The organism is bacterium (genome assembly GCA_041648665.1).
Classification (GTDB): Bacteria; UBA10199; UBA10199; order 2-02-FULL-44-16; family JAAZCA01; genus JAFGMW01.
In genome coordinates this window covers 1-15,084 of record JBAZOP010000015.1, presented here as the reverse complement: position 1 = coordinate 15,084, position 15,084 = coordinate 1, and the positions used below count along the sequence as shown (strand labels likewise).

At 63.3% G+C, this 15,084-nt stretch carries 28 protein-coding genes and 1 pseudogene; 1 reads left to right on the top strand and 28 read right to left on the bottom strand.

The annotated features are described in order from the left end of the window. Positions 1-9: 9 nt before the first annotated feature. The 28 genes and pseudogenes from WC683_07135 to WC683_07000 all read right to left on the bottom strand — a co-directional run bounded on the left by WC683_07135 (position 10) and on the right by WC683_07000 (position 14,789). Entirely contained in the window at positions 10-162 is a 153-nt protein-coding gene (locus tag WC683_07135) for a hypothetical protein (protein MFA4972370.1), read from the bottom strand. After that, complete coding sequence (locus WC683_07130) at positions 162-497, bottom strand: hypothetical protein (GenBank protein ID MFA4972369.1); 336 nt, start codon at positions 495-497, stop codon at positions 162-164. The genes WC683_07135 and WC683_07130 overlap by 1 nt, the downstream gene beginning before the upstream one ends. 7 nt (positions 498-504) lie before the next feature. Further along, positions 505-687: a hypothetical protein gene (locus tag WC683_07125; GenBank protein ID MFA4972368.1), complete on the bottom strand. Its 183-nt coding sequence runs from the start codon at positions 685-687 to the stop codon at positions 505-507. Then, complete coding sequence (locus WC683_07120) at positions 684-893, bottom strand: hypothetical protein (protein ID MFA4972367.1); 210 nt, start codon at positions 891-893, stop codon at positions 684-686. The genes WC683_07125 and WC683_07120 overlap by 4 nt, the downstream gene beginning before the upstream one ends. Then, positions 890-1,042 (bottom strand): hypothetical protein, encoded by a 153-nt coding sequence (locus WC683_07115; protein MFA4972366.1) that lies wholly within the window; start codon positions 1,040-1,042, stop codon positions 890-892. The genes WC683_07120 and WC683_07115 overlap by 4 nt, the downstream gene beginning before the upstream one ends. Beyond that, a complete protein-coding gene (locus tag WC683_07110) occupies positions 1,039-1,374 on the bottom strand; it encodes a dATP/dGTP diphosphohydrolase domain-containing protein (protein MFA4972365.1) in 336 nt (111 codons plus the stop codon). The genes WC683_07115 and WC683_07110 overlap by 4 nt, the downstream gene beginning before the upstream one ends. 82 nt (positions 1,375-1,456) lie before the next feature. Further along, a complete protein-coding gene (locus WC683_07105; protein MFA4972364.1) occupies positions 1,457-1,918 on the bottom strand; it encodes a nucleoside 2-deoxyribosyltransferase in 462 nt (153 codons plus the stop codon). 202 nt (positions 1,919-2,120) lie between these two features. After that, positions 2,121-2,354: pseudogene (locus WC683_07100) on the bottom strand (hypothetical protein). After that, complete coding sequence (locus WC683_07095; GenBank protein ID MFA4972363.1) at positions 2,347-2,598, bottom strand: hypothetical protein; 252 nt, start codon at positions 2,596-2,598, stop codon at positions 2,347-2,349. The pseudogene WC683_07100 and the gene WC683_07095 overlap by 8 nt, the downstream one beginning before the upstream one ends. Positions 2,599-2,677: 79 nt before the next feature. Then, the gene (locus WC683_07090; protein ID MFA4972362.1) at positions 2,678-2,821 is read right to left on the bottom strand and encodes a hypothetical protein; all 144 of its coding nucleotides are present in this window, start codon (positions 2,819-2,821) and stop codon (positions 2,678-2,680) included. Beyond that, positions 2,821-3,426 (bottom strand): hypothetical protein, encoded by a 606-nt coding sequence (locus tag WC683_07085; GenBank protein MFA4972361.1) that lies wholly within the window; start codon positions 3,424-3,426, stop codon positions 2,821-2,823. Before WC683_07085 ends, WC683_07090 begins: the two co-directional genes overlap by 1 nt. A 53-nt stretch (positions 3,427-3,479) precedes the next feature. Beyond that, positions 3,480-4,142: a metallophosphoesterase gene (locus tag WC683_07080; protein ID MFA4972360.1), complete on the bottom strand. Its 663-nt coding sequence runs from the start codon at positions 4,140-4,142 to the stop codon at positions 3,480-3,482. Next, positions 4,139-4,324 carry a hypothetical protein gene (locus WC683_07075; GenBank protein ID MFA4972359.1) on the bottom strand — a complete coding sequence of 62 codons (186 nt, stop codon included), beginning with the start codon at positions 4,322-4,324 and terminating at the stop codon, positions 4,139-4,141. The genes WC683_07080 and WC683_07075 overlap by 4 nt, the downstream gene beginning before the upstream one ends. Further along, positions 4,321-4,533 carry a hypothetical protein gene (locus WC683_07070; protein MFA4972358.1) on the bottom strand — a complete coding sequence of 71 codons (213 nt, stop codon included), beginning with the start codon at positions 4,531-4,533 and terminating at the stop codon, positions 4,321-4,323. Before WC683_07070 ends, WC683_07075 begins: the two co-directional genes overlap by 4 nt. Further along, the gene (locus WC683_07065; protein ID MFA4972357.1) at positions 4,509-5,972 is read right to left on the bottom strand and encodes a hypothetical protein; all 1,464 of its coding nucleotides are present in this window, start codon (positions 5,970-5,972) and stop codon (positions 4,509-4,511) included. The genes WC683_07070 and WC683_07065 overlap by 25 nt, the downstream gene beginning before the upstream one ends. Positions 5,973-6,060: 88 nt before the next feature. Next, entirely contained in the window at positions 6,061-6,390 is a 330-nt protein-coding gene (locus WC683_07060) for a hypothetical protein (protein MFA4972356.1), read from the bottom strand. 524 nt (positions 6,391-6,914) lie between these two features. Beyond that, positions 6,915-7,727, bottom strand: a complete 813-nt coding sequence (locus WC683_07055) for a PD-(D/E)XK nuclease family protein (protein MFA4972355.1) — start codon at positions 7,725-7,727, stop codon at positions 6,915-6,917. Beyond that, a complete protein-coding gene (locus tag WC683_07050) occupies positions 7,721-8,473 on the bottom strand; it encodes a hypothetical protein (protein MFA4972354.1) in 753 nt (250 codons plus the stop codon). The genes WC683_07055 and WC683_07050 overlap by 7 nt, the downstream gene beginning before the upstream one ends. A 2-nt stretch (positions 8,474-8,475) precedes the next feature. Continuing rightward, positions 8,476-8,994: a hypothetical protein gene (locus tag WC683_07045; protein ID MFA4972353.1), complete on the bottom strand. Its 519-nt coding sequence runs from the start codon at positions 8,992-8,994 to the stop codon at positions 8,476-8,478. After that, positions 8,991-9,293, bottom strand: coding sequence for a hypothetical protein (locus WC683_07040; GenBank protein ID MFA4972352.1), 303 nt, complete (start codon positions 9,291-9,293; stop codon positions 8,991-8,993). Before WC683_07040 ends, WC683_07045 begins: the two co-directional genes overlap by 4 nt. Before the next feature lie 14 nt (positions 9,294-9,307). After that, positions 9,308-9,670 carry a hypothetical protein gene (locus WC683_07035; GenBank protein MFA4972351.1) on the bottom strand — a complete coding sequence of 121 codons (363 nt, stop codon included), beginning with the start codon at positions 9,668-9,670 and terminating at the stop codon, positions 9,308-9,310. 118 nt (positions 9,671-9,788) lie between these two features. Further along, positions 9,789-11,723 carry a DNA polymerase gene (locus WC683_07030; GenBank protein ID MFA4972350.1) on the bottom strand — a complete coding sequence of 645 codons (1,935 nt, stop codon included), beginning with the start codon at positions 11,721-11,723 and terminating at the stop codon, positions 9,789-9,791. Next, positions 11,720-12,082 carry a hypothetical protein gene (locus WC683_07025; protein ID MFA4972349.1) on the bottom strand — a complete coding sequence of 121 codons (363 nt, stop codon included), beginning with the start codon at positions 12,080-12,082 and terminating at the stop codon, positions 11,720-11,722. Before WC683_07025 ends, WC683_07030 begins: the two co-directional genes overlap by 4 nt. 168 nt (positions 12,083-12,250) lie before the next feature. Next, positions 12,251-12,619 (bottom strand): hypothetical protein, encoded by a 369-nt coding sequence (locus tag WC683_07020; GenBank protein ID MFA4972348.1) that lies wholly within the window; start codon positions 12,617-12,619, stop codon positions 12,251-12,253. A gap of 136 nt (positions 12,620-12,755) precedes the next feature. Then, positions 12,756-12,956: a hypothetical protein gene (locus tag WC683_07015; GenBank protein ID MFA4972347.1), complete on the bottom strand. Its 201-nt coding sequence runs from the start codon at positions 12,954-12,956 to the stop codon at positions 12,756-12,758. A 1-nt stretch (position 12,957) separates the two neighbouring features. Further along, a complete protein-coding gene (locus WC683_07010; protein ID MFA4972346.1) occupies positions 12,958-13,365 on the bottom strand; it encodes a hypothetical protein in 408 nt (135 codons plus the stop codon). Between the two features lie 15 nt (positions 13,366-13,380). Next, positions 13,381-14,070, bottom strand: coding sequence for a hypothetical protein (locus WC683_07005; GenBank protein ID MFA4972345.1), 690 nt, complete (start codon positions 14,068-14,070; stop codon positions 13,381-13,383). Positions 14,071-14,663: 593 nt separating this feature from the next. Continuing rightward, on the bottom strand, positions 14,664-14,789 hold the full coding sequence (locus WC683_07000; protein ID MFA4972344.1) for a hypothetical protein: 126 nt from the start codon (positions 14,787-14,789) through the stop codon (positions 14,664-14,666). A gap of 150 nt (positions 14,790-14,939) precedes the next feature. Here WC683_07000 and WC683_06995 point away from each other — a divergent pair, with 150 nt between their 5' ends. Then, a complete protein-coding gene (locus WC683_06995; protein ID MFA4972343.1) occupies positions 14,940-15,065 on the top strand; it encodes a hypothetical protein in 126 nt (41 codons plus the stop codon). Positions 15,066-15,084 lie beyond the last annotated feature (19 nt).

The following is a 15,084-nucleotide window of genomic DNA, read 5'->3' as shown; positions in this document are numbered from 1 at the left end:
CGTTTTGTTTTACTCCTCTTCGTCCACCGGGGGCTTCACTTCAGGTTTGTCCCGTCCGAACGCCGCATCCCAGCGCTTGGACCACTCGGCCTCGGAGACGTCGCTGGGCCTACGCTGGTCCCCTTTCCCCGCGTCCGAGTGGCCGTATTTTCCGGTCGGCATTACGTGCGCGCCTCCTGCGTCTTGAGCACGGACTCGTTCAGCTTCCGCCGCAGGGCCTCGACGTCCATGGGCTCCTCGGAGCGGAGGATGTACAGCGGGATATCGCGGATGAAGACCACCATGCCACGGATGTCCTTAATGCGGACGATGCTGCTGCCTAGCTCTATCGGCAGCTCGGCGCAGATCAGCGTCGGCCCACCCTTGCTCGGCTCGAGCGTGACCTGGTAGATGTACTGGAGCTGCGGCCCGTCTGCCGGCGTTGGCTGCAGCGCCCACGACAGACCGATCCCGAGCACAGCTGCCGTCGTGAACACCAGACCCAACAGAAACGCCATACGCATACTACCTGCCTTTCTGCCCCTTCCGGGGCTTCTTCTTGGTTGCCTTCAGGACCGGGGCCAGCGCCTGGGCCTCGTCCGGCTCCAGCTCGATGTCCAGGTCCTTGAAGATCGACAACACGATGTCCAGCGCCAGCGCCTCCAGATCCTGCGGGACCTGGTAGGTCTTGGGCTTCTTCTTGCTCACTTGCCCTCCTTCGTGCTGAGCGGCGGGCGCTCCAGCGGCCACTCATCCAGGTGCTTCTGCAACTGCTCCCGCATCAGGTCGAAGCGCCACTGAAGCTCATCCTGCGCCGCTGCCGTGCGGCCCGTGTCGTCAACAACCGCCTCGATGCTCAGCTGGTTGTTGTTCCACCGGCTCTCTATGACTGTGAGTCGCACGCGCCAGATCATTCGTCTTCTCCTCCCACATACGCGGCCACGACATTGACGATCTCAATGCCCAGAAGTACTCCACCCCGCACCAGGGCCGCGAGGATGCCCAGACCGACAAATGGCAGGGTGATGGCGTAGAACACAACTGTGATCAGCGTACGTTTCACTTGTTCTCCTTGGCCTTGAACGGCCGGTCATCGAACTCCTCGTACTTCTCGTGCTCGGTATAGCTTATTAAAAAGGCCAGATTGCACGCGCAGTGCCACAGGTGCGGCTTGCCCGACTCCGGGTCGATGTCCTCGCCGCTGTACCAGCGCAGCAAGTGGCGCATGGCCGAGGCATAGACACGACTGAACTCGATTCCGGCCAGCCAGTTCCGTTTAGCGTATTTCTTTGAGCCGTATTCCAAGATCTCACCAACCGCCAAAACAAAAACTGGATCAATGCCATCAACCTGAGGCTTTCCAGCATCAAGATGCATACCTTTTGTTTCGTTCATTTTTGGTTCTCCACAATGCGATGACATGACGCACAGAGCACATCACACCAGCGTCTCGCCCGTTGCTTATCCTTCTCGGTGCTCATCTGCTCCTCTCCTTCTGCAACACCTTCAACTCCCGCATGGCCGCATCCAGCGTCGGCACGATGGTGCAGGACTGGATGATGAACGCGTGCCAGTGCAGGTCGCCAGGTTGCACAACGGCAATGATCGGCACGCCGTTTGAGTACGCCCACCCCAACTCCCAAGCCGTGCCCAGGCTGGCCCGCTCGGCGCCGCGCAAGTTGGCCACGACGACGTCCGCATCCCAAAGCATGTTCAGGTCGCGAGCAAAGATCTCCTGATTCGAGCAGCCGGGCGCCGTGCTGTCCGCCGCGACCATGGGGCCGTTGTTCCGCGCCACCTTCTCTGCCTCGCATGGGATCAGGGGCTCGAACCCCGCCCGCCGCAGCCGCCCAGCAAACGCCCGGCGCCACCGCATGGCCTCGTCCCAGGTCAGGTGAGCAACAGACCCAGCAAGATAGCAACGAAGTTTATGCTTCATTGGTCATCTCCTTGATGAGTTGGCGCTTGGCGTGCTCATACGCCGCCGCTGCCAACGCCACCGTGTCAAACACACCCAGCCAGCGCTCGTTCCGGTTTAGCATAATGCGCGCCCGGAAGCGTTTTCCTTTTCGACTGACGCCTTGAGGTAGATTCCGCCCAGCCGTGGGCACCCTGTTTAGAAAGTTCAACGACCGGGAGCCAACCCGGAGATTGCCACGCCGATTGTCCAGGATGTCATGATTTATGTGGTCCACTTCTGAACCAGCCGGCGCCCCAGCCGCCACTCGATGGAGATACACCCCGTGGCTTCGGTGTGCATATCCGTGGCCAGCCAGGCTCCAGCTCCAGCCCTGTGCCTTATGCCAGGTGTCCCGGTCAACAAACGAAACCCGGCCGCCCTTGACCGGCACCAGGTAGAGAAAGGCGCTACGCATCGTATACGTCTCCATTTTCTCTGCACTTGGCGTCCTCGTACGGCGCGGCCAGGCGCCGGTACAGTTCCAGCTTTGCGCACTCCAGCACGCCGATGACCTCGTTGATGGCGGCGTAGGACAGGCCACCCTTGATGTCGAGAAACCGATCAACCAACACAGTAATGGCGTAGTTCAGTTCGCCGGCCGTAGCGGCCATGACCCCCACAGCAAGCTCCTTGCGTTGTTTTGGTGTTATGTAAGGCATCAGCCGTCCCTCCATTTTAGGTAGTCAAACACGAGCCTCCCGGCCGTGAGCACGACCAGGCACGCAGCACACACGGTCATCACGGATACCTCCTCCAGCTACTGCGGCTGGGAAAGCGAGGCGGACGCAACGACCGGCGGATGTCGGCCAGCAGCCACAGGGCGATGAGCGCAACCGGACCCATCGCCACGAACACGACGTCGGCGAGGTAGTGCACGGACATCACTTCGCCCCCCTACTACCGATCTGCTTGACCGTCGCCGCCGCACCGATCACCTGGCCGTCAGCGATGAAGCCGTCCGGGAGGATCGTGGCGTGCGAGCACACCCAGCACTCCCTGCCGACCCGGCTCCGACCAAGGACGACGCTGCCACCGACCAAAATCGTGCCCTCGCCGATGCTGCTGTGGTGGTACAGCGCCGAGCCCGGGAGCATGGCCGCAAAGTCGCCGACCTCGCAGTCGGGGGCGATGTAGCAGCGATCCAAGACCAGCGCACCAACGCCGATCCGGGCGAACGGGCTGATCTTGGCATCCGAGCTCTTGACCGTGTACCACGTGACGTTGCTGGCGCCGGCCAGGTTGGCGTTGATCTTGTCGATGCCCGCCATGCGCTTCGCCGGGGTGCTGCAGATGCCGCACACGAGGAGGAAGTACTCATTAGGGTGGGCGAGGATGTACTCGAACCCCGCACGCCACGGGCCGTGGACCTTCAGGCCGCACGCCGTCGCCGTCTTGACGTCGTCGTAGACCCTTGGACAGATGGCCTTCTCGAGCATCGGCTCCTCAACCTCGGTGTTGCTGCCAAACAGAATGTAGTTGCGATTCACTGGACCCTCCTGGTAAAACTCCAACCAACCGAACGTGTCGTTGTGGTGCGTGATCACTTGCGCACGAGCTCCACCCGGCCGTTCGTGATCGTCACGACGGCGTGGCACCAGTCTGTCTGGGGCGCATACCCCATCGACAGCTGGCACAAGCAGCCGGCCTCGGCGGCGGACAGCACCTTGCCCGTGGGCAGCCCGCGGTGCGCGATCGAGGCCCTATGGCTATGACCCTGCACCGAGCTTAGTCCGGACCAGCGGTTCAGGTTCGACTGCGTGACACCATGCGCGAACCTGGTCCCGTGCGTGATGAAGACCTTGTCGAGCAAGATGCCGTGCTTGTCGGGCACAATGTCCCAGCTGGCCGGAAACCCGAGCAGCCCCCGGAGCGACAGCTGCGGCAGGTCGGCAAGCTCCCGGGCGTTGCGCATTATGAACGACGACAGGCGCGCCTCGTGATTGCCGACCAGGAGCGAGACCTTCGCCCGCCCGAAGGCCGGCATCATGCGCTGCAGCCAGCGCTGGACCTCGGAGATCTCGTTGACCAGGCCGGCGGCCCGCTTCAGCGACTTCGGGAACCGGCACACGGCGTCCAGGTCAGCGATGTCGCCGAGCAGGACGACGTGATCGGGCTTGAACTTCTTGCACATCCGCAGCGCCCAGTCCACGGCCTTGGCGTCGTGATGTGGAAAATGGGTGTCGCCCAAACAAAAAACCTTCACCTGGCCTCCTTCGCTGCCTTTTCCCCAAGGCACTTGTCGCAGACTTCCTTCACCACGTCGACCTTGGCCTCCATCCGGTCAACGTGTTTCCCCAGGTCATTGAGCCGGGCACGCATGTACCCAATCGACGTGCCCATTGTGGCCACCCAACCGATCAACTGCAGCCACGCGCTCTCGCTCATCGCTTGCCCCTTTCGTATTGAAAGCGATTCCACGCCGTCCGATTCGGCTCCAGGTTGTGCTTAAGACACCACTCCCGAAACTCGGGGTTGCGCCGAGCGTCCCACGACCCGCTGCACAACCCCGCCCTGCTCAAGCGCCGGCGCTCCCGCCAGTACTCGCGCTTCTCCTCGGGCGTCATCTGCTTCACACTTTTTCGCGCACGACCCATACCGTACCCTCCCGCGTTTGCACGCTGTACAATGCGTTGTAAGCCGCCAGATCCGCTCTGATGCTGTCTTCCTCGACGGTCTGAATCTGCCGTGTCGTGCCGCACCAACCAACCGCGGCACTGTTGATGAACTGCACAGCGTCGGCCATGCTCACCTGCTCGACCTGGCCCGACCCAGCGAACACCTCGTCCAGGCAGTGCTCGATCGGCGCCCGCACGATCGTGTTGCGGGGCAGCGTCATCGGCTCGGCCTGGATCGCCCGGGCCACGTAGTTGAGCCAGTTCGTGAACCTGAACCTGCCCGTCACCGGGAACGGACCCTTCTGCCAGTTCTCGATGGCGATGGCCATGGCGTCGGCCAGGACCTCGGTCCGCCGCTTGGCCCAGTGTGCGGCCCAGCCTACCGTCTTGGGCACGCGCTTGTCCGACAGCTCGCAGATGCAGCTGCGGGCCAGGAGGTCGCTCGCGAAGCTGGGCAGGTTCGCCGTCCCCATCCAGGCCACGTAGTTGTCCGAGCTGATGAACCCCGAGCCGTACAGCAGCTTGGTCTGGAAACTCTCCGTGGTGATCAGATTGCAGACCACGTGGTTGTTGAAGACCCGGCTGCCGTTGGGGGGCACGATGTTGTCGATGCAGAAGCACCGGGCCCTCGGGTCGAGCAGCTGTCGCAGCACGTCGTCCATGCTCATGTCGTTGGTCCAGGGCAGGGCCAGCCCGCCGCCCAGGATGGCACGCAGCACGTCCGCCGTCGTCGTCTTCCCGACGCTGTGCGACTTGGCGCAGAGCATGAGTATCGGCGAGGCGCCCGGCCCGATGACGTATTGGAGCACCGAGCCGATCATCCAGCCGTACAGCACCTGCTCGCTGTCCTCGTCGGCACACCGCACGCTGTGCACGAACTCCTCCAGGGCGCCCGTCCGCTTCGGCGTGAAGCCTGGGCCGGAGTAGCCCAGCACCTGGTGCACCATGAAGTTCAGCTTGGAGTCCTGGAACGGCCAGTACAGTTCGTCACGGCCGGCGTGGACGTCCTCGAGGCGGAAGAGCATGGGTCGATCTCCTACAATCTTGACGTGGGGCAGGGTCAGCAGCAGGCCGTGCTGCAGCACAACGTAGTCATTGAACCGATGCCGGCTCAGCCGCTTGTCCGTCACACCGCAGCGCACCTGGATGCGCGTAACAAAATCCTGCAGCCGGTCGGGCTGCAGCTTGTGTGTCTCGATGGCGCACGGCCGCTGGCCACTGACGCCGGGCATGACAACCGTGCTGCGGTCACCATCCAGGAAGCAGCTCAGCCGGTTGACCAGCAGGTCGGTGATCTCCTCGTCGCTGATGCCCGTGGGATGGAAGAGGTCCCGGATGTCACCGTGATGCTCACAGCGCCAGCCCTTGAGCTCCTCCCGGCAGCTCTCGAGGGGGCACCGCAACTTTTCTTGAGCCATATTCTCCCCAATCAATAAAGTGGGCCGGACAGCACTTGGGCGGTCGGCTGTCCGGCCCAGGAAACAGGAACGCAGAAAGGAGCGAGGGCTACTGAACGAGACGGACCTTGGCGACGGTGCAGGGCTCGCCCTTGTAGGCGCCCTCCGCACCGTAGATCTCGATGAGGGCGCCGGCCCAGTTGCCCGTCACCGCGCCGAGCTTGGCGACGAGGTACTTGCGGTTGGTCGAGTTGAGGCACAGGCCTTGTGGGACACCTTCAAGGTAAAGAACGTCTTTTGACTCATCGCCGACGACCTCCCGGCGCACGCCTAGGATGGCGCCGCGGATCGTCGTGCCGTCCGCCAACGATTTCCCAGAGATGTACCGCGCATTGACTTTTCCGATGTCGTAGGATTCAAACTGGACGCGCTCGGACATGGTGAGACTCCTTGGACTTGACTGTGGGCTCGGCTGCAACACCGGAACATCCGGCCTGCTCCGTCACCCGTTGTAAGCGATCGTGTTCTTTCTCGTGACAGTTGGCGCACAACAACCGGTACTGTGGCAGACGCTGGCCGGCGCGGATAATCTTCCTGCGAAGCGGCCATCCCGATTCATGCATTCGGTCGCGCTCTCGGGCATCCGCCCGTATTGGCACCACGTGGTGGAAGTGCAAACAACACGGCGTTGACTCACCACAACGATCACAGCGCCCGCCGTAGATAGCCAGCGCCTGGTCCCGAATTTTTATCTGAATCTGTCTCGAACGCTGACGACAATATTCACGATGGGCGCGGTGCCACTGTCGGGACTGTTCGCGCGCTTGTTCGATCTGGGCGCTGTACCGACGCTGATTGTAGACGCGCACTGCGGCCTTATGCTCCTGATACCACTTTGCGCTCTGCGCCAGGCACTGCTCTCTGTGCAGCCAATAGTACTCGCGCCGGTATTCGCGTTTCTGTTCAGCCGTTTGTGCCATAGTCCCCCCCGGTGCCGGCGTAACACTTTCTAAAATATTCGCACGTTGTCGGCCCGCACATCCAGTTCTTGGCATCGCACTGCGGCCAGTGGCCGGTCTGCTTCGCGATCTCGATGCTCCTGACCGCATCCTCGATGCTCTTCATGACGCCCCGGGACACGGCCGGGCTGATCGTCTGCTTGGTCAGTGTCGTCCGCGCCCGGCCCCGGACCAGCTGCACGAACGCCGCCGGACGCTGGAGCGCCCGACTGTACAGGACCAGTTGCCCGTCCTTCTCGACGTCCTGCGCCGACTTGAGCCGGCCGAGCAGCTTGTAGTCCACGACGAGGCCGGGCAGGACCACGTCCACATAGCCGACGAACTTCTGCCCCGCCACCTCGAACCAGACCTCCTTCTCGACGTCGCCCTCGGCCGCCGGCTTGGCGTAGTCCAGGTCCTTCGGCTCGACATCCGCCAGGTACGACCGGACGGGGTCGGTGATGTCCTCGACCAGCTGATCCCGGCCCTTCGCCGCCGGCACATCCAGTTCAGCGAGGTCAGGCGCCGCATCGAACGCCGCCACGCTGGCGTCGACGATGTCCTTGACCTTCATGCCCGGCCGGTTGCGCGCGAGCTCCCGGTTGTGCAGCTCGAGGCCCTTGTGCACCGACTTGCCCGAGAGCAGGCTGTACGTCGGGCGCTGCGGGGCGCACATGATGTACTTCTCGTAGTACGCCTTGGCGCAGCGCATGAACAGGCTGATCTGCGACCAGCTCAGGTGAGGGGCCAGAACCGTGTTACGTTCGTTTGTCAACATGACTTTGCGCTCCTGTCTTTGATCGCCGCTACCAACTCGTTGAACCGCTTCCGCAGCAGGTGCACGTCGGACATCACCATGGGCTCGCCGCACGTCGTGACGTACGTCTGCCGCTCCCCGTTGACCACCGCTACCCTCGGCCCGACAATCTGCTCGAAGGCGACGACACCCTCGGACAGCGACCAGACCTTCGGGAAGTCGACCGGCGCACTGCACCAGGCCGCGAGCTCGCGCACGACCCGGCCGATCCAGTCGACGTGCCGCACCGCATCCGGGTTGACCGTGGCACGGCAGTCGTTGGCCAACATGTTCGCGATCTCGTGCAGTCCCAGGTCACGCCGATAGAGGTTGACACCGTCGCACGTTCCGAGCAGTGTGGGCAGCCGAGCCACCCGCCACCCCCGGGCCAGCACCTCGCGCTCGGCCATGGCCTTAAAGTGGCCGTATTCATTTCCTGGGCTGTCGAACACGCTGAGGCTGCTGATGAACAGGCACTGGTCCGGCGGCGTACCCGTGTCCTGCTGCAATGCCACGGCCGTCGCATGGGCCTCCATCGCCTTGCGCCACGACCAGACGCCCGGCTTGTTGCGGGGGCACGCGAGATGCAGAAATCTGTCCGGCTCATCCAGCCCCGTCCACACCGCCGGGTCCCGCCCCAGCTGGTGCACGTCATGCCCGAAGTGCCGAAGCTCGGCCGCAAGGTGCGACCCGAGATACCCGTGGCCACCAAACAGCGTTATCTTCATCGTCAGTTGCTCCTCTCCTCCGCATGAACGATGCGGTGACAGTTGGCGCACAACACGTCACACTTCAGGTACTCAGCGAACCAGCGCTTCCAGCCGTTTGCCGCCGAGAGCCCCACCTCTTTCTCTGCCGGATTGCGGTGATGCAGGTCCAAGGCAGCCGGGTCGATGCGGCAGCCACAGTGCGAACACCCGTCGAACCACTTGGCCCAGCCCCGGATACGTGTGTTGGCCTGGTCCCGAGCTGACAGATCTTCACGACAGGCGGCGTTGCGGGCCCGCTGATACGCCTGCCGCTCTTCGCGGTGCGCATCGTTGTAGGCCCGTCGCTCCTCGCGGTGAGCGGCATAGTAGGCCGCATGTTTGACCCGCCTCTCCTCACGACGCTCGGCGCGATAAATCTGCTGCGCTTCTCGGTGTGCGGCGTGCCAGGCCCTTTGGTACGCCAGTACCTCCTCGCGGTGTGCCGCGCGGTAGGCCCGGCTGTACTCTCTCTGCTTGGCTTTCTTTTCCTCGTGCGTCACGCGAAGTACTCCTTCAATTCAGCCACAAGGTCATGCACCGTCTCGTTCTCCGTTGCCTTGAGCAACATGTCCAGTTTCTCCGGCTCCGGGTCGGTATCGCCACCGAGCCAGTCGTCAACCTCATCAAACAGAGGTCCGAACGAAGAGTCGAAGAAGGCTTCGAGCAAGTCTAAAATCTCGGCGATGCGCTCCTCCCGCTCCTCGTCTTCGGCCGTCTCCTCGTAGTCGTCCCGCTCCGTCTCGCGGTCCGCCTGGTCACCGCACTCCTCGAAGTCACTTAATTTTTCCCAGCTGTTCATGTTGTACCCCTCGTTTAATAGACATCAATTCCCGTGACTTCAGACCCCAGATTCATCTGACACTCAACATCGTCGTCGATCAGCGGACGCAGCTCAGCCACGATGCGGACCAGTCTTTCCCCATCATGGTTTGCAAAAAGTGGATGTTGCCCACGCGCGCGCGCCCATGCTCGGCCATTCTCTGCGTGCGCCCAGCGCCGGAGCCAATCTGCATCATCCGCGTCGAGATGCAGATCCGCGAGCTCAAAAATGCGGCTCGCCAGACGGTTGCGTGCCTCCTGCCGCGCCGCATTCAAGTCGTCCCGCACGTTCAAACCAAAGAACTGCCCGCCACCGATACGTTTCTCTCGCCCGCTCTTGGAGAACTTGACAATCATGATTACCCTCGTCAGAAAAAGCGCCCCTCATACTCCAGTACATTTGGTCACACACCCTTCGTTCTATCGCTTTGTCTGCTCGGGACTTATGACTTTGTGTATGGTTTCGATGCACCGATTAATTTCGGTTCACCTCCTGATTTTTCATCTGCTTCGGCCCGTTCTTCGCATCCAGCCACGACCGGCCCGGCCCGCTGATCTCAACGCCGGCCCGGCAGCTGGGCAGCCAGCGCCGCTCGGCGAGGAGCATGGAGTCGGCGATGCACCCCGCCCGCTGCTCCCGGGAATCGTCGTCGGGAACTGAGATGAGTACGCTGTCATGGACGAACGCATGAACCGTTGCCACCTCACTTCCTTCCAGGACAATCCTGGCCAGCGCGTCCTTCGCCAGGTCGGCCGCCAGCCCCTGGAACCGCGTGTTGCGCTGTTCTGTGTAGCTAACTGGATATCTTCGCCGGCCGCCGGTCACGACGACGTCACGGCCCATGACCCAGGCCTCGACCTCCGGGCTGCCGTGCCCCTTTACAATGGATGAATAGATGTGCGACGGCACACTACGAGCGCCGATCCGACTCAGTGCGACCTCCCAGCACGCACGCGTGAACGCCTCCGACTCCCCGTCACGCCCAGACCAGACCCGGCACACGCGCCGGTCATTGACGCCCCTGCCCTCGGCCAGCCACTGCTCCATCTCCGGGTAGGCCTCGAGCCAGGCGTTGATCAGGTCCCGGGTCCGCGTCTCGCCCGGGTCCGGCAGCCCGTTGGACTTGATGAACGAGCGAAACTTCTTCGCGCCCATCCCGCCAGGCAGCCCGAAGTTGGCCGCCTTCATGAGCTGCCGTTCCTCCTTCGTCACGTCCGCCGCCGGCTTCCGGAAGTACACCGCCCCGAGCTCCCGGTGCAGGTCCTTCCCCGCATTGATGAGCTCGAGCATCCGCCCCTGCGTCAGCTGCGCCAGGCAGCAGAGCTCCAGCTGGGCGTAATCCAGCTCGTAGAACACGCGGCCCGGGGGCGCCACGAACACGGCCTTGACCCCGCCCCGCACGCCCCGGCTGGGCACCTGCTGCAAGTTGGGATCGGAGCAGCTGGTTCGCCCGGTGCGCATGAGCAGGTTGTACCGACAGTGCACGCGCTCCACGTCCTGCCACGCGTTCAGGAACGTACCGATGATCTTCTGCGTGTCCAGGGCCGCGAGCCAGGTGGACACGACCGGGTCATCCCGATACGGCGCCAGTGCGTCCTCGCCGATGGCCACCAGCCCCTTGTCCGTCTGTTCGAGCACCAGCCCGCGCGCCGCAGCCAGATCCGTCATGTACCGGCGGAACTTCTTGGCCTCGAAGCCCTCCTTCTTCAGCCCACCCCTTGGCCCCCGGCTCTCCGGCCGGTACAGCCCGTGCCCCAGGAGCTCCTTCTGTAGCCGCTTGAGCTCCTGCCCGAAGACCTCCTGCTGCCGGGCCAGCTCGATCTGGTCCACCGGCAGCCCGGTCATGCTGATCCGCGTCAGCGCCAGGGACGCGCGCACCTGGCGCAGCATCTCACTCGTCCCGCCCGGCACGCCACCCCAGCGCTGCTGGTCCAGGTACACCCACCGGGTCGCGAGCACGTCCTCCCGCAGGTAGCTCTCGTACTCGGCGGGCAGGGGCGCGTATCGGTACTCTCCAAACCGCAACTGCGTGTCGCCCTTGCCAGCCAACTCCCGGCCGAACAACGTGGCCAGCCCCCGCTGTCGGGGCGGACCATGGTCGTCCTCGCAGTCGTCCCTGCTCAGCCGATGCAGCAGGTCCGCGATCATGGTATCGTACACGTGCCAGTCGAGCTCCGGCACCAGCCCCAGGACGAGCAGGTCGAACGCCAGGTTGTGCCCGACGATCTCAACGCCCTCGCGCGCGGCCCGCAGCACGACGGCGCGCATGGCCTCCTTGTCCCGGAACAGCATGACCTCGTCCGGGGCTACCGACGTCACCAGCCCGCCGGCGACAAACTCGGGCACGGTCACGAACCGCGAGCCCTCCCATGCCACACATTCACAATCCAGCGCCAACCAGTCTTTCATGACCACCTCTTCTGCTCTTCGCGAACGTAAGACAACCTGATCCCCAGCCGCGAGCACCGCTGCCGCATCCACTTCAGCCGCACGATGCGCATCGTGCTGCCCGTCAGGCCCGTCAGGCCCGCCCGGCACCCGGTGCGGACGTAGCGGACGACGAACGCGGCCCACCGCACGGCGCAGCTGTGGTCCACGCGACAGAATGCCGGGATGCTGCACAACCGCCATGACCACGCCGCCCGCATCGAGCGCAGATCCAGCACCTGCTGGGTCAGCGGGTAGTGGTAACGTGCGGACAGCCACCCCTCCCGCCCTGCCGCCGCCTTCTTCAGCGCCTTGCACTCCGTCTGTGTGAACGTCAGCATGTTAGTCCTCCCGTAGTTCCTTGACCTTGCGCATCGCCCGCCTGATCGCGGCCCGCATCAGCGCGCGCTGGACCTGACCGCCCCCGCCAGCTTGTCCGCGAAGTGCTGCACACTGCACGGCCCCGTCCACACCCGAAAAACCTGTGTTTCCGCAGTCATGACAACCTCCTACACGCCCTGCTTGGGCAGCACATAGACCTCGTCCGCCAACACCGTACCTGGCGGCAACTGATCACCACGGACACGCACACGCCGCGACCCGTCAGGGCTCCAGATGGACGTCGCACGCGAGGAGCGATAGGCAACGCGGAAGATGCAGTAGCCACCGACCCGCGAGGCGCAGAAGACCTCGGCCGCCCCCTTCGTCGCGAACAGACACAACGGGCCGCAACGCTGGTTCCGCCGCGTGATCTTGCCCGGAGCGTACTCTGTAGCCCACGGGGCGCAGCACGCGGAAAAGTACCGCATCTGCCGTGGCCATTGCATGTCATCGCGATACACGTACACAACCTTCCACGCGAACTTGGTATAGCGCATACAACCTCCTGTCAGTCGCTGTTCCGGAGACACCGAGGGCACCGCGCCCGCCACCAACACTTTGCCTTGGACAGCCACACGTACCCGCACATGGCACACAAGAGCATTACCCGCTTGGACTTAGCCCGACCGATCTTCACCATACAATCACGGGCCTCCCAAAGTACAGCTGGAACCCTTTCGGATCACAGGGCACAAACACCCCCTGCGCATTCCCGCGCTGGAACGGCACCGCGCCCGCGTCCAGCGCCCGCTCGAACGCTTGACACCACGCCGCCTCGCTGCTCTTGTGCCTCGTCAGATCCCACAGCGCCGCGAATACCTGCTTGCTCGTCATGTTAGATCTCCCTCAGCGTGTTCGCTTCCTTCGCCGCCTGCTCGCGCTGGTAACGCTCCAGCGCTTCCCGGTCCTCCTGCTTCTTGCGCGCCCAGTACCGCTCCCACCCGGCGCTGTTCTGCTGCACGCTCGAGCCGAGCGTCACAACACACTCCACCGGCCGGTACCCGCACCGCTCCTGCAATAACGTGTCGAGCACGGCCAGCCGCCGCTGCTGCTCTACCTTCGCCAGCTTGCGCCATTCCGCCGGAGTCTTGGCGAGCTCCCGCGACCGCGCCTCCAGGATCGAGTACCCGCTGCGGTTGTACTTAATCAGCACCTTGCCGTCGCTGCGCACGAGGATCACACGCCCCTCGCGACCCTTCCACCGGCGGAGCTCAAAGCAACCTCTAACGCTGATCTTGGCCACGGGAAACCTCCTTTGTTACTGGGTAACTACCAGACTCTTGCGCGCACCGTGCGCCGTTATCACAATCGACTTGACGCCGTCCCTGCTACCATTGCACAATCCGCACTGTATGCACTGCCTGCCGTGCGACTCATTTATGCACGGCATCTCTGCCGCCGCCATTTGCACGTCCTCGGGCTGCCGGATCCGAAACGTGCGCCACCCCTTCGCCCATGCCCGCAGCGCGCCCCATGCCGTCTCGACACTGGCCATGCAATACGGCCGCAACCACGGCGCCCGCTCCCAGCTGTGCGTGTAACCCGTCCACCCCGTGGGTTGGACGATCGCAAACAACCGCCGAATCACGCCCACCGGCGCCGACGCTGGGTCACCGTACGCGCCCAATCGAATCTTGCGTCCGCCCAACAACCGCCGGGCCTCGGCCGCATGATTCCACAGCGCCCGATAACTCCCGCGGCGCAACGCATTCCAGATTGACAACGGACCCTTGAACACAATAACGTAACAACCGCAACCACCCCGTAGCGGGCAATTGCCGCAGATCGCCTTATCCCGCTTACACTTGACGACCTTGTGCGGCGCATGGCGCAACTTGAGAAACCATACTTGCACCATGTTGCCCGTCTTCCGGTTTGTGCTCGTGCGGGTTACAATCATGACGCAAGGTTCGCCTGTGAACCGCGACCGATACTTGACGTAGTACATTTGTGATTCTTTCCTTTTGGGGGGCGGCGGCGCTGCAACGTCGACCGCCCCGTTTTACTGCTATGCACGATTGCGCCAAATGAGCCAAGCAACTCCACCTATCAACCACGCGTGCGGACATGAGCACAGCGCACCAACAACCGCCGCGCCTTGCTCTGCGCCCCACACAATGCCGGGCCATGCTGCCTTGACAACAAGAAATGCCAGCAAAACTACAAACAGTTGGTCTTCCGCTTCCCGTGTCATGTTCGCAACCTCCCCATTACAGAACCGGAACCCAAACGACCTTACCTTGCCGGCGGACCTTGCGGACCTTAGTGCACGGCAACAGCGCCCGGTGGATCGCGGGCGCCGGCTGTGGTAGTGGCGCCCGATCGAACATACGGTCAGAGCGGCTTGCCGCAATCCGAGGTTCAGCCGCAAACCCGTCGCACCGTTTCGTCGTTCTCATGCTCTGCGCTCCCGTTAGTTAATGACCGCCAACACAACCGCACCGATCCCGTACACAACCGCGGTGCCGTACACAACCGCGAGTAGGACAACCGCAATCAACCGCCGCGCCCGTAGACTTTTCATGTTTCATGCTCCCCGTGCTAGTACGCGTACGTCCGCCGGTCCGCCGCCGCCGCCGCCCGTGCCAGCTGACGCAGAACGCGGAGCAGCGCCGCGGCCGTCAAGATTCTGTTGCCCGTCATGAGGAAGTTAATGGTTAGTGTCATGTTTCCGTGCTCCATGTTTTGTTGTGTCTCAGGTGCCGCTCTATAATATGCCTTTGGCACAAGCGATTTGGCCAAAGATTTTTCTGTTTTAATGTGGGCGCTAGTGTGAAAGCGCTTTCATTTGGTGCCAGGTGTTGCCCATGGGCGCCCGTGCCCATGCCCATGCCCGTGCCCATGCCCATGGCCGTGCCCATGCCCATGCCCATGCCCATGGCCGTGCCCATGCCCATGCCCATGCCCATGGCCGGGCGCTGTGCCCGCGCTGTGCCGTTCTGACCCGGCCCCGGGGGGCCTG